The sequence below is a fragment of the Entomomonas asaccharolytica genome, assembly GCF_016653615.1.
GTDB classification, from domain to species: domain Bacteria; phylum Pseudomonadota; class Gammaproteobacteria; order Pseudomonadales; family Pseudomonadaceae; genus Entomomonas; species Entomomonas asaccharolytica.
In genome coordinates, this window is the sequence record NZ_CP067393.1 from 2,209,109 (window position 1) to 2,226,579 (window position 17,471).

General features: G+C 38.8%; 12 protein-coding genes. 1 reads left to right on the top strand and 11 read right to left on the bottom strand.

What is annotated here, in order from left to right:
* Positions 1–540 precede the first annotated feature (540 nt).
* The 5 genes from JHT90_RS10305 to JHT90_RS10320 all read right to left on the bottom strand — a co-directional run bounded on the left by JHT90_RS10305 (position 541) and on the right by JHT90_RS10320 (position 6,148).
* The gene (locus tag JHT90_RS10305) at positions 541–3,129 is read right to left on the bottom strand and encodes an autotransporter outer membrane beta-barrel domain-containing protein (protein WP_201090689.1); all 2,589 of its coding nucleotides are present in this window, start codon (positions 3,127–3,129) and stop codon (positions 541–543) included.
* 244 nt (positions 3,130–3,373) lie between these two features.
* Entirely contained in the window at positions 3,374–3,565 is a 192-nt protein-coding gene (locus JHT90_RS15225; RefSeq protein ID WP_236253913.1) for a hypothetical protein, read from the bottom strand.
* Positions 3,490–4,023 carry an MBL fold metallo-hydrolase gene (locus JHT90_RS15415; protein ID WP_407926492.1) on the bottom strand — a complete coding sequence of 178 codons (534 nt, stop codon included), beginning with the start codon at positions 4,021–4,023 and terminating at the stop codon, positions 3,490–3,492. Before JHT90_RS15415 ends, JHT90_RS15225 begins: the two co-directional genes overlap by 76 nt.
* A 482-nt stretch (positions 4,024–4,505) precedes the next feature.
* Positions 4,506–5,297, bottom strand: coding sequence for an aldo/keto reductase (locus JHT90_RS10315; protein ID WP_201090690.1), 792 nt, complete (start codon positions 5,295–5,297; stop codon positions 4,506–4,508).
* A gap of 239 nt (positions 5,298–5,536) precedes the next feature.
* Positions 5,537–6,148, bottom strand: a complete 612-nt coding sequence (locus JHT90_RS10320) for an NAD(P)H-dependent oxidoreductase (RefSeq protein WP_201090691.1) — start codon at positions 6,146–6,148, stop codon at positions 5,537–5,539.
* A gap of 280 nt (positions 6,149–6,428) precedes the next feature.
* On the opposite strand from JHT90_RS10320, the gene JHT90_RS10325 reads away from it, so the two are divergent.
* Positions 6,429–7,196, top strand: a complete 768-nt coding sequence (locus tag JHT90_RS10325) for an AraC family transcriptional regulator (RefSeq protein WP_201090692.1) — start codon at positions 6,429–6,431, stop codon at positions 7,194–7,196.
* A 496-nt stretch (positions 7,197–7,692) separates the two neighbouring features.
* Here the strand turns inward: JHT90_RS10325 and JHT90_RS10330 are convergent, their stop codons facing one another.
* The 6 genes from JHT90_RS10330 to tssI are packed head-to-tail and all read right to left on the bottom strand — an operon-like array spanning position 7,693 to position 17,456.
* Positions 7,693–8,796, bottom strand: a complete 1,104-nt coding sequence (locus tag JHT90_RS10330; RefSeq protein ID WP_201090693.1) for a DUF6708 domain-containing protein — start codon at positions 8,794–8,796, stop codon at positions 7,693–7,695.
* Positions 8,786–12,526, bottom strand: a complete 3,741-nt coding sequence (locus tag JHT90_RS10335; protein ID WP_201090694.1) for a toxin VasX — start codon at positions 12,524–12,526, stop codon at positions 8,786–8,788. Before JHT90_RS10335 ends, JHT90_RS10330 begins: the two co-directional genes overlap by 11 nt.
* An 11-nt stretch (positions 12,527–12,537) precedes the next feature.
* Positions 12,538–13,413, bottom strand: a complete 876-nt coding sequence (locus JHT90_RS10340) for a DUF4123 domain-containing protein (RefSeq protein ID WP_201090695.1) — start codon at positions 13,411–13,413, stop codon at positions 12,538–12,540.
* A 19-nt stretch (positions 13,414–13,432) separates the two neighbouring features.
* On the bottom strand, positions 13,433–13,930 hold the full coding sequence (locus tag JHT90_RS10345) for a hypothetical protein (protein ID WP_201090696.1): 498 nt from the start codon (positions 13,928–13,930) through the stop codon (positions 13,433–13,435).
* 17 nt (positions 13,931–13,947) lie between these two features.
* On the bottom strand, positions 13,948–14,871 hold the full coding sequence (locus JHT90_RS10350) for an alpha/beta hydrolase family protein (RefSeq protein ID WP_201090697.1): 924 nt from the start codon (positions 14,869–14,871) through the stop codon (positions 13,948–13,950).
* The gene (tssI, locus tag JHT90_RS10355) at positions 14,871–17,456 is read right to left on the bottom strand and encodes a type VI secretion system tip protein TssI/VgrG (protein WP_201090698.1); all 2,586 of its coding nucleotides are present in this window, start codon (positions 17,454–17,456) and stop codon (positions 14,871–14,873) included. Before tssI ends, JHT90_RS10350 begins: the two co-directional genes overlap by 1 nt.
* Between the last annotated feature and the right edge of the window lie 15 nt (positions 17,457–17,471).

The following is a 17,471-nucleotide window of genomic DNA, read 5'->3' on the forward strand; positions in this document are numbered from 1 at the left end:
TCAGAAATAGAGTTAGTTAAAAGTACAACTTAATGTAGTGACTAACCGATACCAAGTATTAGGAAAGTACTGGAAATAAACCAAAACAAGTTATTTAGTTATATTAATCTATTAATTTGTACTGTAGCAGTGAAACTCAAAAATCATAGCAATTATTGTAAAATAATGCCATTTTCATTGTTACTAAAGTAAATTTAGAGAATAAGAGACTTAAAAGTCAATTGAGGAAATAATAAAAATAAGACTTTTCAATTTTTATAAAAATACTTAAAAAACTATTAATTGAACTTAATCAAAAAATTAACTATTAATCAATCAGTCATAAATTTGAACCATACACTAGCCTCCAACTACTACTTTTTACTTTCAGAACATTACTGTTCTATAAAGTTAAATAAAAACTATAAAAGCATCTTTACCTTCTTTTTTTATTGCGGCAGAAGCGCTTGAAGGTTATGTACGTACGTATAACACTTGACGCCTACCGCGACCTTGACAAAGAACAACGCAACGCATAGCGACTGTTTAAGGAACATTGCTCTAAAAAACGAAGCGGTAGCCAACGTTTACCTGCTTCTTGTCAAAACGGCTGCCACTTGCATAGTCCACGTCCACATAGAGGGAATGACGGTTCGCGATCTCGCCCGTTACCCCCAGCCCTACGTCCAGCCATTCTCCCTTGTAGTTGTAATTATTGTGGAACACTTTGTTGTAATGCACGTCCACATCGGCCGTGAATTCCCTCACATAACCGGCCTTGAGATAGACATTCAGCGGTATCTGGCTTTCCTTGAGGTTATAGCCCATTAGCCCGCCAGCGCGAAACAGTGTGGAATCATATGCGCTCATCTTCGTATCCAAGCCGTTGTTGGAAGAAAAGGATACCTTATTTTGATACGTATACACCCCCTGCACCTGCGGTTCCACGTAAAAACCCTGCCGATTTTCGGCAAAGTAAAACCGTTTACCGATTTCCAAGCCGAAAGTGTAGGCGTTGCTCGAACCATCTCCTTTAACCGTCATGCCTTGGCTGTCCGAGGTCTTAAACTGGTTCCGGATATGCGATACTTTGGCAGTGGCGTCGATATAGAGATCGTCCTCAGTACCCCAAAGAGCATAGAGACCAGCATGGAAGCTCTTCATATCACTGCTGGACTTGTCATGCTCTGGGCTGCCCCACGTATAGCCACCCATAACGCCCACAAAAAACTTGTCACTGATCGAACTCAGGTTTTTATCAGCCCCGAACTGAATTCCGTAATAATCCATGGAATATTTGGAAAGTTGATGAAACTCTGTGGCGTCCAAACGGCCGACAAAGCTCCTTGCCCATACGTCACCCTCTCGAGTGTGTCTAAGATCGCCCATCCTTTGCAACAATGTCTGGAGCTCAATATAGGTTATAACGTAGTTGGTGGTTATGAAGTTGGACGATGTTTCGGCTGGTCTGTTGAGATCGGGTGGAACCCCAGTTCCAGTTCCACCTCCACCGCCACTACCACTGCCGCCACCTCCACCGCCGCCACCCGGATTAGTCACGCCCCCGTCGGCCACGAGATACCAGTGTCCATCGCTGTTTTGAATGAGCTTGTAAGTGTATTGGCCTATGTCCACAGATTTTCCCTGATAGAGCGAGAAGCTCCCGCCGCCATCAACGCTGTGCACAAGCTTCAATACTTCCTGCCCGTTGACAGCCACGCTACCGAGTCCGAGCTGGGCACTGGGGACAAGCAAACTGTGGCTGCCGCCGGTGTTGGTGACATGAATAAGGTCACCGTCATTGTAAGCACCTACCCCAATCCCATTAACATGAGGCCGCAATTCAAAATTACCGTTGCCTGATAAATTGAGAATGTCCAGTTGAACCCTGTTGGCCGCCCCATTCATATTGTAGTTCTGCGCCCCTAGATACACCCAAGCTCCGTCGCTCAGGGAAAGATTGGACACAGCGGAGGCGTATTGGGTGCCTGTGGCCCCGTTGGCCGCCGATATACGGTTGGATTGGGTGACATACCAGGCAGTTCCTGAGCCATTCAGAGAAATATCGGCATTCCCCCACTCAATCGCGCTGGAGCCCTTAAGCCAACTGTTGCCGTTGAGAGTAAACGTGGCTGTCGTGCCCGCCCCAGTGAAAAGGTCGCCCGTCAGATTACTACTGTCGTTAAGGGTCACCGTCGTGCTTCCGCCAGGCTCCGTATTGACATTCCCGACCCAGCGGCTGGCGTCGTTAAGGGTAAATGTTGACTGACTGCCACCCAAAGTGGTCAGGTCGCCACTAATCGTGGTGTTATCATTGGTGGTGAAGGTCAGTATGCCGCTCCCGCTCACGTCCATGTTACCAGTGTATGAAGCGCTGTCCCACAAGGTGAAGTGCGAAGTGCCACTGCCTTGTACAGTAAGGTCGCCATCCACGAACGAAGTGCCGCTGGCATAGAGATCAAGGACCGAGGAACCGCTTTCGGATATGATTGGGCCGTGCAGGCTGGCTGAGTCACTGAGATAGAGTGTGAGCTTGCCGCCAGAGGTCACTGTCAGACCGCTGGACATCGTCGTCCTGTCCCTTGCGCGGACAGTGATGTTGGTTGAGGAACCTCCAGTGATCTGACCGCTAATTTCAGCGTCATCTGCTAAATTCAACTCCACCATGCCACCAGAACTCTCAAGAAGTAAATCGCCGATATAATGTGCGTTTCCGTAGAGGTAGATGTTCGCGTGCGCTCCATTGTTGATGTCCAGAACCCCGTGAAAGGTCGAGTCGCCTCCAGCCGTCAGGTATAGATGCCCTCCCAAGGTGCCTTCTATACGTCCGGTGACGGAAACGTCGTCCAGAGTCGAGACTCTTACTATACCAGTGTCGTGAACCGTGAGGTTGCCCTGAAGAATATCGTCCCCACTAAAGGTATAGGACAAATCCTGGCCAGAACCGACATCAATGTCTCCAGTATAGACAGTCGCTACGGACGAACCAGCATGGAAGAACAAAGCAAAAAACAAGGTCGCGATACAGCTAGTAATTTCAACATCATGTGTATGAGTATTAAATATCTCTTTTTCTTCATAAATCTGCGCTGTATTCTTCTTAATAGCAGATTCCAGATTTTTTAATGAAAAAGTTTTCACTATTGTCATACACCATATCCCCAAAAATATTCTTAACATTACATACAGGTGATTTTATCTGTATATTCATATTTAACTCTTAAAATAACGATTTAGATTATTTTTTAAGTAAAGCATATTTCATAAGATTTATTAGAGCAATGCGACGATATGCTTAAAATTTAAATGAATATCTTGCAAATCACACATAGATATATTTGGGAATAGTCCAATATAGTTGTTCGGGTTTTTATTTGTTTGTTGTTTATCTAGTCTAGTTAGCTTTTGCTAATTTAAAGACTTCCTTCCACCAGTTAGCAAAATTGAGTTTATGCCCATCAAGCCAAATGGGTTGTCCAATAATCGGGGTTATAAGTTGGAATTTTTGTTTTAGTCTTGCCTCTGTAATACCAATAAAAGACTCATTCCATGTATGCCTTGATATCGAAAATTTACCAATATGCATAGCAATAAAATCTTTGTATGTAAGTCATCAGCAGGTTGTACTGCTTCTTCTGGTATCATATGGATAAAGAGCCAACGTGAATCATATTGGCTCCTATCTAATATAACTAAATCAAACTCACCTAATGCATCACCAATTTCTTTAAAATGAGGATCATAGCCACTGCCCTCCCTGAAGAAGATTTTATGTTGAGGTGTTTGTAGTGCAAAAGCTGCCCATAATGTTTTATTTTTATCAAATAATCGACCTGAATAATGACGAGTAGGAAGTATATAAACAGTAAGCTCAGAATCAGCATGAAAGGATGTTTGCCAAACAACTTCATGGATGTTCTCAGATAGATAACCCCAATACTCTAAGTGTGAACCAATACCTAATGGTGTAATTACTTGACGGTCTTTATTACTTAATTGGGTGATAGTTGGATAATCCAGATGATCCCAGTGGTCATGTGAAATTAATAAATAATGATTTCAGGTATATCTTTTACAGTATAGATACTCGTGCCATTAAAAACTTTGTTGATAAAAGATAGAGGTGAAGCAAAATTGCTTAACATTGGATCTATCAAAATCCGCTGTCTATTTAATTGGATAAAGTAAGAAGAATGTCCTAACCAGATCACAACATCTCGACTTTTACATAAAGTATGTAAATTAGTTTTAAAAGTCGGAATATCAGAAAATGGTGTTGTTTGTGCTTTTTCTACCCAAAATTGCTCCAAATAATCGAAAGACTGGTTGCTCCCTCAATTAACGTGGATGTTGGAATTGTATTTTGAAACTCACCATTATGGAATTGATAGATTGCTGAAGTTGTTCAAAGTGTACACCAATAGGATTTTTACCAAATTTTGGATAATGTAAAAACACACGTACTCCTAATATAAAACAGATGAGCATAACGATAAAAATAAGTAAAAACTTAGTAAATATTTTAATTAATACCAGTCGTGCTTTTCATTACGGTCAAGAGTATTGATTTTAGCCATTTCCTCTTCCGTCAGCTCAAAATCAAATATATTTAAATTTTCTCTGATATGGTCTGGATTACTTGAGCCTGGTATGACAACCACACTTTTTTGCAAATTCCATCTAAGAATGACTTGTGCAGAAGACTTGTTATGTGCCTGTGCAATCTCTAAGATAGTGGGATTATTGAGTAACTCTTTAGTATGACCACGTCCGCCTAGTGGATACCAACCCTGCACAACAATTCCTTTACTCTGTATAAAAAGAATCACATTATTGTCCTGATAATAGGGGTGTATTTCGTTCTGGACCAGCGCAGGTGTGATCGTAATTTGTGGGAGAAATTTATCTAGTTCAGTAATATAATAACAAGATAGTCCTATGGAGCGTATTTTACCGTCTTTCACTGCCTCTTCCATTGCTTTGTAAGCTTCTACATCTTGTCTACCAGGATGATGCAATAACATCATATCAATATAACCAACATCAAGTTTTTGAAAGGCTTCTTCAATAGCCGCTTCAGCACGAGCATACTGGCTTGGATATAATTTAGTAATGATAAAAATTTCTTCACGGGGAATACCAGATTGTCGGACTGCCTGCCCAACACATTTTTCATTGCCATATATAAATGCAGTATCAATTAGACGGCCACCTGCTTTGAGGTGTTCAGAAACAGATCGAACACAAACCTCTTCTTTTAGGCTATAGGTTCCTAATCCTGAAATAGGCATTCGATAGCCACTGTTAAGTAAAACCATTTTTGTGGCAAAATTAAAAGAACCAATATCTTGAGAATTTTTTGCTAGTGTTCTTTTTGACATTATTGATATCTCCCGACTTTCCTCAGCCTGACATCCTACCGATACTAACAATATTATAATAAGTATAAAAATATTGATTTTTTTATTAGTCATGGCTAATTTTCCATAATGCTTTGTAGGTTCCTTGCTTAGTAACCTTTTATCATCAAGTATAAGCTTGGTTCATTTTTAACACGCTATTTCTCCAGACGCTCAATCAACTGTTGCTGATATTCAGATAGTTTTGAACTCGATACCGCTTGAAACACCAAGGGCGGTAAATATGTCATACCTGTATGTAGGGCGCTTGCTTGCATAGGAGTAAATACATCTTCTAGATTTATACCGACTCTGCCTGTTTTTCCATAAGTAGTACTACCTCCCGCAGCAGTGGTTACCACTAACATTTCCTTCCCTTGCCATGATCCAGGACCTACACTCCCCCAAACATCATTCATATAGGCTTTCATCATGGGAGTGATATTGAACCAGTGGGTTGGGAACATAAATACAATACGGTCATGCTGACGAGTAATTTCACGTTCCTTTTCTCCGTCAATAGCACGTGTATCATAACCATAAATGCTTTCCAGATTACGTATGGTAACGTTATCAACGCTTTCTGCAGCCTGTTGTAACCCTTTGATCATAACTGATCGTTCAGGGTAAGGATGGGAAACAATAAGCAGAGTTTTGATATTAGTTTTATATGGTTTGTCAGCTGCCAGTGCACTATTGGTGCTGAATAAACCGCAAGCCAATGAAAATACTAAAGCTAATCCTGTTTTCAACAGATTATATTGTTGCATAGTTAAACTCCTTTAATAAATTGACCATCTAATTAATAAGCTGAGTATTGTATTTGTAACCTTTGCTCTAGCTGCTTAACGGAGGCTTTTCTATTTTAGGGAAATTAATGGGTTTCTGATAGACATAAATCTGCTTGATTATTGCCTAATCCAGCCAAAACTTTATGGTTTATTCAATGACCAAAATGTGTCGGAAAATTGCTTTCACGATTTGGGCTAATTTAATATAAGGGAGAGTGCTATGAATCAATATTTAAACGAGATATAGACACATGCACTGTTGAAAGAAAAACTTCTCAACTTAGTGCCACATCAGGATCGTATTGCGACTACGATTGTTGGCTTGATGTTAAGCCGCATAAATAATAGCAATGCAGCTGAAAGCTGCTTTTATCAACCCATGGTGGCGATTATTGTTCAAGGTTTTAAAAGTTCGTTGATCGGTAATGAAGAATACAATTATGGTGAAGGTAGCTGCATGGTGGTGGGTGTCCATATGCTAGGCATTTACTACATTTTAGAAATATCGCTAGAACAACCCTTTTTATCCATGTCATTAAAGTTAGAACATTATATCAACTCTCAACTGTTAGCTAGATTACCAGCACTGACTCGTCCTAAGTCAAACTCGCCTAAAGCGAACGTTGTTTCAGAAACGCCTTTTGCTGTATTAAAAGCGTTTGTTCATTTGATTGATCTTCTTAATACGTTGGAAAGAATCCCAGTGCTTGCACCAATGATTGTTCGAAAAATTCACTTTCATCTTTTGGCTGATATTCAACTTCCTTTAGAAAATATAACACGAGTAGATGGACTTAAAGTACTTCGCTCAATTGAAAATATAGGGGCTTTATCCATTTCTGAAAAGTGTAGAGGTTGGCTCAATGAACTGTTTCGTCATGCTATTGTAGAGGGGCTTATAAATCATAATCCAGCAGCCGATATAGACATTGTGGCATTACCACAAAAACCAACCCAAAATAATCCCTATTTAAAAATGGATGAACTACCAGATTCTATAAAAACACTCAATAACTATTTTATTTAATTCTTTAATAATCTCATTGGCTGTCTAATCTACCTCTAACATTGTCATAGTCTATTCATTCAAATGAAATGATAAATAAGCAAATTATCACATTTTGGGATAATTATGAGCGTAGCTGATATTCGATTTAGGATTTTTATGAGATAACCATAACAACTAGCTGATGTTTTTGGTAAACCACAATCATTTGAAAATAGTGTAAAACTATTAGATATTGTAGAGTTTATGTACATTTCTTAGCTATGAGCGCTTGACCCTTTTAAAACACTAAAACAACTTACAATAAAGATAAGCTACTTACCCCTGCCAAATTTTCATGACTGAAAAAAACAATCTGATTACATAAAACCATTCCTTAGCATTCTCCATATCTAGTTGCTGTGAAATAGTTAATTGTTTGGTGGGAATATGGGGTGCAGCGATCCCATAACTTTGTAATAATAGTTTAGTTTGTTATTCACCTAATTGGAGTTGCTTGGTAATAAATAAAATACTATTACTGTTGTTTATACTGCTCAGCATAGTCCTTGATGGTTAGTCCTTTTAGGTAGGCTGATTGGGCGCGTTGGCTTTGCTTTTTAAGTTCTTCTGTTGGTTTTACCCATTGTTCTGGGGGAATAGGTTTTGACCAGTTAAGCAGTGGTAGTGGTCGAACTATTTTGGGGTGCTTATTTAGCCATGTGGCAATATAACAGGGTAAAGTCCAAGCACTGCAAATATGAATGATTAACCACCAGAGGTAATTAAGGGGTTTGCCCTCTTTACGCACTCTATTTTTCACTGCATAAAAATAGGGTACACTGCCTTCAGGGTATTGAAAGCTTAATTGCTCATAGTATTCAAAACTATCCTTTGGTAAATCTTCTAGCTTGATACTGTCTTTGTTTAAGGCTGCGGCTGTTTTAGTTTTTTTGTTTAAAGCGTCCAAGCCCTCTTCCATATAGACACGAATTGCTTCCCATTCACCAATGGCTAACTGTTCCATTGGATAGTCCATGGTTAACTCGCCTTGTTCTTGACTTTTTAAGTCAGGAAAACCTAAGGTTAACGCTGCACCCTCAATCGCATAATACATGGTCACTTGTTGTTTACGGGATATGGTAGCCTGTATTTGCTCCCAATTGGCAATAATATTTCTGCCTGAAGGTAAAATACAATAGACCTGACGTTTTTCACGGTTAAAACGAATAGGGACTTGGTTATTTTTTTGCGCCCAACTGTATACTGAGAGTACTAGTAAGAGTAGAGCCATTCCTCCAACAATAAGAGGATATAAAAACCATGACTCTATAGTTCCTATCTTAATCGCTTCCCATATACCAAAAGATTTCTTTGTATAGTAATAATAAATAACTACTAAGTGAGTGAATAGTACAGGTATTGTTAAAATAGAAAGATTACCAAAACACAATCTGCTACCAAATTGAAATCCCCAATAATCCGCTTTACCATAATCAATATAGGTATTAGTGGCATTCTCTATATCCAGTTGTTGCGGAATCGCTAATTGATTGGTGGGCACTGGAGGTGGAGCTATCCCATAGCTTTGTGATAATAGTTTAGTTTGTTGTTCACCTAATTGGGTTGGGTTATTCGCCATAACTGATAGCACCGTAATACATTGAAAGTTGCGTTAAAGAGGTTTTTTTTGATTGCTTTTTACCTTGAATAATAACAGGTTGTTCCTTATTGGGTATATCCCAACTATCAAAAACCAGTTGATATTCTAAACCCTTATTATGTACTTCAACGGGAAATTCTGGTGCTAGGTCTGTTTCGTGCATTAAGTTAATGGTTAATATCCCTTGTTGTGAGTCATCCCATTCTCGCTCACTTAGCCAAGGTAATCGCCATTCTAATGTCATGGGGCCCATTGGTTGAATAATTTGGGTATTTTGTTGCAAGTAAGTCCCTAAATGCTCCGTATCAGGGGTAGAAACGGTTTCACCTATGCTTTTGGCTGACTGCCATGCACCATAAGGGAAAAATGCAATTCCCAGTGCTTGTTGAGTATATGTAGGCTTATACGGTATACCATTGCGCCATAGTGCTTGCCATGCTATTGAACGTTCAGGCAGGGTGGACATATCTTGCCCAGGAACCCTTAACCTTAAAACTCGCCAGTATTGCCCATTATCTTGTACTGTACCATGATCTTCTATCCAAGGCATCAGGAGAATATTGGCTAAATATTGGTTATGTTGCTGTTCTGTCCAACCTTGAATATCGCGTCCCCAACAGCCTTTATGAAGCCACTTTTGCATTTCAGTTAGGTTAAAGTAGTTATAGGCATATTCACCAACTACCTGCAATATAGTTAGCGCTATACCTATTGGGGTAAGTCTAGCTAGTGCTGTAGTAAATTGAGCACCTCGTAATGCCCAAACCACAGCACGTGCTGCTGTATAAGCCTCTCTTGCTTGCCCCACCAAAGCAGCACTACGAACTGCACCATACGCTTGATTGACACCCCGCAAATCGCGCCATAAACCATAGCCTTGTGTAACTACATGCTTTGTTCCAACACCACTAACACTCGCTGAAAGAACACTGATACCTAATTGGCCAAAAGCAGTGACTTTAGCTGCTGCATCACCATAATAAATGGAATCAATCCAACGGGATTGATTAAGGTAAATATTTAATAAGGCAGCAGGTAAACCAAGTAACTGGGCTGCTGAACCCACTATTAAGGAGAAACGACCTAAACGGGTGGCTAACTGAATACCTGCGGCGTCATCTAATTGTTTGATATGGGCAATTGCATGATTAGTAATACCCACATACATCGCTTGAACAATACCAAGGGCCGAGGAAAGAGTTCCTGTACCTGTTGCAGCTACAGACATGATATCTATTTTTGAAGTATTTTCTTTATTAAGAAATTCACTAAATGTTGCTTGAAAATTATTCCATTGAAAAACAAACAATACCGCAGGTAGCCATGCTGAATTAAAGGCTTTAGCCGCACTGCCTGAAATACCATAACCACGTAATACCCCTTTACTAATTAGGCTTTGCTCTAAGGCTACAAGCTGTGATTGTTGACTGGTAAGCCCTCGCCCTCGAAAGCCAAAAGCTACTTCCCCCTCACGCAATGGACTGGTACTTTTCTGTATTTCTTGTTCTGCGCTTATAATGTCATTGCTTAGCCCTGCAATTTGTTGTTTTTTGGCTTCAATCTGTGCTTGTTTCTGATCCCTTACTTCACGCCAATTGGGTGCAAAATTGGTTTTCATGCGGTTAATACGTTTAATTTCTCGCATCAGTTGGTTAATATCACGATGAATACCATTAATGGTGGCACTGGCTGTACCTATCCGCTCGAAATGTTGATAAATTGCAGTAAGATCACTTGGATTTTGAGTGGTTACAATAAAACCTTGTTTTTGGATGGCAATTAAAAACGCTGCTCGTTGCCTTGGTTTTAGTTCTCCCATGATTTTTTCAAGCTGTTGTAAGCTATTGATAACCGTACCCTGTTGCTCAGGCGAGAACTGTTGAGTACGCATTTCATCTAGTTTAGCCATCAAGCCTTCTTGGATAGCAGGGTTGATATTGACTTGAATAGTTTTTTCAAGGTTACGTATATCTAAGTCATCACTAGTAAACATACGCATATAGTCTTTACCCAACGCATTACTCATTGCTTGTTCTGCACTAGGCATGCCTTTTATAATATCCATTAAATCACCTTTGTAATCGATGATTCCTTTAATGGCAGGGGTTAGATAATTACTAGCAGAGAAGTTAGTTTGAAAGGCAGGGAATAAGTATTGTGGGTATAGATCAAAAAAATCAGCTAGTTTGGTAATTAACTCATCTGTTCTTAATAAATCTTTGGTACAAGCACATTCTACTTTTAATGCAGCTTTGTATTGCTCCTGTTGGGCATTATCGAAATACCAAGTAGCACGATGGAAATGGGTTGTATAAAGGTAATAACGGTCTTCACTGATTTTATCTAGACGATCCCCCCAATATTTCATTCTTGGCTTTTCTACTTTTAGGTAGTTTTGCATTTCATGAAGGTTGGATAATTTATTTACACCTCTATGTCCCCATACACTACCATAAAGGTAACGAAGCTGGTTATCTTTTAATGTTTCTATTTCATCTTTATGGCTATTGTATATTGCTTCAGTAAGAGCTGTGACCATAGCTTGTTTCTTTGCAGCTAGCTCTTGCTCAAGTTCTTTATACCACTCAGCTACAACCATATAATTTTGTAGCTCATGATCGGACAGTTTAGTACTATCTGTCCCTTCTGGAATATCTAAGGTCCATTTAAAGCCTGCTTTATATTCGGCATCAATTTTAATCGTAATATAGTCAAAAACTGTTTGTCGCTGTTCTGCTGTTAATTCTTCCATCCAAGATGGAGCACCTTTTGTTAAGGCATTTGTTTCGGTTATTTGTAAGGTTGAATCAATATAGTTGGCTATACTGTATTTTAGGAAGTTATCACCTTGTTGGTCTTGGATATTTGCCCAATCGTCCATCCATTGTACGACAAGTTCTTGTTCATTAGCTAAATCAAGCATCATGCCAATATAGTCTTCTACCGCGACAAAAAGATAGTTACCATTATTGTGTTCAGGAAGTACTTGTTGAGTTAATTTACCAATGGCTTCCTGTTTATATTGGCTATTGTTCTTATCTTCCCAACTAAATGGCTGAGATTCAGTTTCAAAAATAGGGGTATATCCTGCTGGAAGCTGTGTTGTTTGCTGTACAAACTCAGCAATCTCTGTTTCTGCTTTATCTTTAGTTAGTAGATGTTGACTCTGGTAGCTACAATTCACTCCCTTTAGATCAACAGCTTGCATAAATAGATCACGATCAGCTTTTTGACGTACTTGGTTGCATTTTTCATCGGTCCACTGAATTTCAGAGAAGGCAAAATAAAGTATTCTATTTTTTTCAAATATTAATGCTTTATCTTTGGCTGAACCTTGATAAATTTGGTGATAAGCAGCACGACTGGCAGGTTCCATATAACCGCCTTTGTAAGTACGCTGCCTAACAATACCAGCAGATAGGGAGTATTCATAGATTCGGTTGTCAGTATCATCAACAACATATAACCAGCCATCACGCATAACCCGATAGCCTATTTTATGGCTATGCATGGTATGGTCAGCGATTAATGCAGAGGCACTGCTATTTTGTTGATTATTTTCAACAAGGGCATATCGTATAGGGATAAGTTGTACCGTGTTCGCAGTTAGTGGACAGCTGCCAGACTGTGTAGGCTGGCTGGCATCCATTTCGGCAGCAGCTTGATTTGCATCTAACTTTGAAGTATCTAGGATAGTATCTGTTGTCATAATAAATTCCTTTATGCCCTTGCACTTTTAGCCAGAAGCTGAGCAAGATCAGATGCCTCTTTTAGTGAAGAAACATCTTTTTTATTTACTAATTGTGAAAGTTCTGGATAGTTTTCTAATGTCTCATCACCTAAATAACCATGGATATTAAGGTAATAGGCCTGTGCCATTGGGGTGCTATAAGTTAATTGATTGGCTTCATAAATCAGATGGTCAATGGCTTGTTTTTTAGTTTCTTTAGGATAGTGAGCTAAGAAGTTTGGGAAATAACGATCCATGTGTTGATGAAGTTTGTGATTAGTTCGTTTTATTTCTAGTTGATCTAATGCTTCGTTTTGCTCATTACTTAGTTGATAAGGTATTGTCAATGGATGAATATCTTTTTCTGGTCGTTGGTAAGTATTTACCTGATTATCAATGATGTTGGCGGTAAAAACCTGCTTGAAAGGACCAAAAAAAACAGTATCTGCTTGCTTTTCAGCTAGGCCAAAAAGGGCATCAGCTACCATTGGATCAGCAATTTTTAAGATAACTTGTTCCTCATTAGGTTGCTTTACAATGAGTAAATTTCTTAGGTGTTTAACTTGCTCTTCCCATGAAGCATCACTAATCAACAAATAGCCCCATTCCTCACCCAAATGAGATAAATAATTTTTTAGGTGAGGATTATTGCTGTTATCTATTTTTACTAAACAAGGCGAAACTTCATAAAGTTCAGCAAAAGGAGTCTGTAAATAAAGCACTTCAAATTTGGACTGATTGCGTTGACTATAAAAACCATGCAACAAATTTTTAATCGTAATACCATCTAGCAATAGGCTAATCGATTCAGCTTGCCAAGGAAGCTGTTGTATTCGCTGTATCAGCGTTGTTTGTAATGTTTCCATTAGTTACTCGACCCTTTATTTACTCAGGTATTCGCTTTTTAGTGATGTCTTGTTTAGGAATAGAGATGGTAGGAGTGTTGTAATCTTTATAATGACTACCACTATAAATAATTCGGCAAGTAGGATCATTTACAACATAGAATTTATCATTTTCGAAAATATAGCCTTTGTAGCGATCTTCTTGTTGGAGGTTTAAAAAACTAAAGTCTATCTCTGCAATATAGGTATATTGATTATCTATAGCAGGAGTAACTCTACCATCAATATATTTTGTTTGTTGTTGGCCATTATTTGATAGTTCAACTTTACAAGCAAACAAAGGGACAGCCAAAACTTGGGGACGTATTTGTTCTTTATCATAGACAAAAAATACACCATAATCACGATCATCGTATGTAATAGGATCATATCTATTTTTTATTACATCGTAACCATCATATTTAATATGTAAAGACTCAACGGAGCTACAGCCCAGCATTAATAAACTTGCCGCTATACAAATAATTATTTTCTTCATGGTATGCCCTCTTTACCTTATTTATTCAGCCACTGTAATAAACTTTGCTTTAAAATTTCAATAGGTGTTTGTTCATCCTTTGATATAACTGATAGTTTTTCTTCCTCATCTCGATCTCTTGGCTCTTGTGATGGGGAAACTTTAATTAAACCAGCTCTCCATTGCACTGCATCTTCAGCATAAGCATGGGATACCTTTGAAATATATGAATGGGTAGGTAATAAGGCCGTTGTTGGTTGGTAACTACCAAGAAACGGTTTACGGAAACCTGGTATCCATCGTTCTCCCATTTTAGCTATAAAATTATCAAATCCTTTACCAATTAGCTTTATATTAATCCAAGCATTTTCAGTTTTAGGGCTTGGCGGATCATCGGTAATAACGCGGCTAATTAGTCGCACAATAGCACCTAGACCTACTGGATCTATTGTTATTAAATAATGCACTGGATAATCATTTTTTACTAGGTAACTGGCTAAATGAGCGCCATTCCACCCCCCTAAACTATGTCCAATAATTACTATCTTAAGGTTTTTAATCTCATCCTCTGTTCTTGCATTCAATTCTGAGTTTGCAACTGGTGCTGGTGGTATACCCGATTGCTCGTAATTTTTTTTATGACAAATATAATCCTGGATAATAGTATCCATATGTTTTTGTCTAAAAACCTCGTTATACCCTAAATAAGCACAATAATATCGACTATTATCAATTGTTGTTTCTTTTAATATTATTCTCTGTTCTATATAGCGCTTAACACCAATAACATTGTAATAAGGCCCTGCGAAAAAATAGCTTTCTTTGTCACCAGCACCACCAATATAGAGTATTAACACATCCGTTGTAGGGCGATTTTTACCTAACTTTTGAGTAGTGATAGTACCTTCAGGAGAGGTAAAACTACTAGTCAGTTCATCTTTGAATTGATCTTTTAATGACATTATACGTTTCCTTCAATATCTTGGTCTTGTTCCATCACTAAATGCACTGAAATTTCTTCTTCTTTATTGGTGTAAAAAGTTTCTGTATAGCCGTTATTATCAGTGATACCTTTTTTGACGATATTGTTGGGTAAAAACGCTATGTACTCTTTGTTTATATAAGGCTCATCATAAGCATTCACCAAACGGAATTGAGCACTAAAGCTATTGGTGTCTGTAGTCAATGATTCTTCAATTGAAGGTTCGCTTAGATTTGTGACATCAGTTATTGGTTGAGCTAATGGGCAAATCGATGTTCTTACTTTACCTTGTTGTAAAGCTGCTAATTGTGTGGCTGGAGATATAGTGGCATCTACAACTTTTTCTATATTCATTGGTAACAATGGTGCTGCAGGTGTTCCTTCCATCGGTACACCACCAGTCCATACTGGCATGGTCATCCAAATACCTGCTGGATTGAGTACTATATGTTGACCACCTGCTTTTAATGTGAGTGAAAGACCACCATCTATTACTGTTTGTAAACCCGATTTAAGATGTATTTCCATTCCAGCTTGTACTGTTTTAACTGTACCAATGGTTTCATGCTCAGCGATACCCACCGTTTTATGATCGTTCATCAATATTTGGGTTTTACGATCCATTTGTGTGAGGTGATGTTCTTCCGCTTCATTTTTGGTGTAGCGGTTTTTAACAATGGTTTCACTATGTTCGTTCTGAACCTGTAAATGGCTGTTATTTAGTACTTGTATAGTATGGTTATTTTTTGTAAGTTGATCGAAGTCTTTTTGGCTTTGCACAAAGATTTGTTCTTCACCTGCTTTGTCTTCTATTCTTAGTTCATTAGAACCTACACCACCTTTTGATGAGCTTGTTTTGAAAACACTTCTGGTTTTATTAGCAGGTAGCTCATAAGGTACTTTGTTAACCCCATTATGCACTGCTCCTTTAATGAATGGTTGGTCTGGATCTCCCTCTAAGAAGTCTACCATCACTTCCATACCTACCCTGGGTATTACTACCGTACCATAGCCATCATGTGCCCAGTTACTGGCTACTCGTATCCAATGGGATGAGTTTTCATCCATAGTACCTTCTCTATCCCAATGAAATTGTACTTTGATTCGTCCATATTCATCACAGTAGATTTCTTCACCTGCTGCACCTGTTACTATGGCTGTTTGACCACCGAGTACTTTTGGTTTTGGATGGGTATGTTGTGGTCTAAAAGGTACTTCTTGGGGTATGGCATTAAATACATTAAAGTAACCCTGTTGTTGATTTTGGGCAGGAAACTCTAGTTCTAAGCTGGTATTGGGATCAAGGTATTTATGCAGTTGGCTGGGTAGGGTAGTGTTGGCTGCACTTCCCGCTCCTCCAAATGCTTCTAATACTTGTGGTTGGTATGCTTTATGTTTAATCTGAGTAATAAGCCAAGGTTTAGTCGCATCTAGGGTATCTAAACTAGGATGATCTTCTATACTGATATAATAACCACTATGTAGGGTAGGTATATCACTATAGCCTTCTGCTGTTAGATGTTCTACTCTTAAACGTTCTATTTGTACTTTAGCTAGTTGTTCATTTCTCGCTTTATCCATCCCAGTGGAAGGATAATCATAACACTGCAAATTAGGTTCTGTTGCTGAATTACCTTTTTGACTTTGTTTACCATGACTGTTCCCTTCAGGGATCTTCATACTGGTAAAGTTATAATCGCGCCAAGCCGCTGTTTGGGTTTTAGAGGCTAAAGACACATCAAAATATTTTAAAGACTGAGTATCAGCCACCATCCCCGTATCATTCATAAACTTAACGGCTTCAGCCACACTGGGGAAAAAGGGCATGGCATCAGTAAAGATCATTTTATGACTAGTGCTACTGTGTTGAAAATGGTATGCAATGCCTTCTTCTTGGCAAAGACGCGATACAAAATGATAGTCGGACTCATCATATTGCACACAGAAGTCTCGTATAGGATACATACTAGCGTCTTTAAATTGATACGCAAAGCCTGATTCAGCTCCCTCCATCATACTGTGTTCTTCTAAAATAACTTTAATAACCTCTGGAGTCGTTTTACCCACAAATTTACGCTGATTAACTCTTCTCATCAGATTAGAAAAACGCGGAGTAATCACCATAGAAAACGTCGCATAATGCTGCCCAACAGCACCACGCTTGACTGACTGAACAATTCCATGGATGCCAGAGCCAGACTTACCATCAGGGGTAAAGGCTAAGAATACAGGTTTACTCAGTAACTGAGTGATATCAAAACGCACATGCTTATTGACTAACACCACTTCAAACGCATAAGGCGAAGAAATACCTTCTGTACCTGTAAAGGATAAGACTTGTAATTTATCTAAAGCAGTTTCAACAGTAGCATTAGAAAGCGTATCTTTAAGGCCAACACTTAACGCAGTAGTAAGCGTTGAAAAGGGATTTAAGGATTTTGCACTGCTAGCCAAAGAAGAGAGTTTATCACCTATACTACTGCCTGTATTACTAAATGACCCTGTAGCAGAATTTGATTCATCCCAAAACAACTGGAAGTGGCTGTCATTCGCTTTAAAAAACATTATGTAACTTCCCTA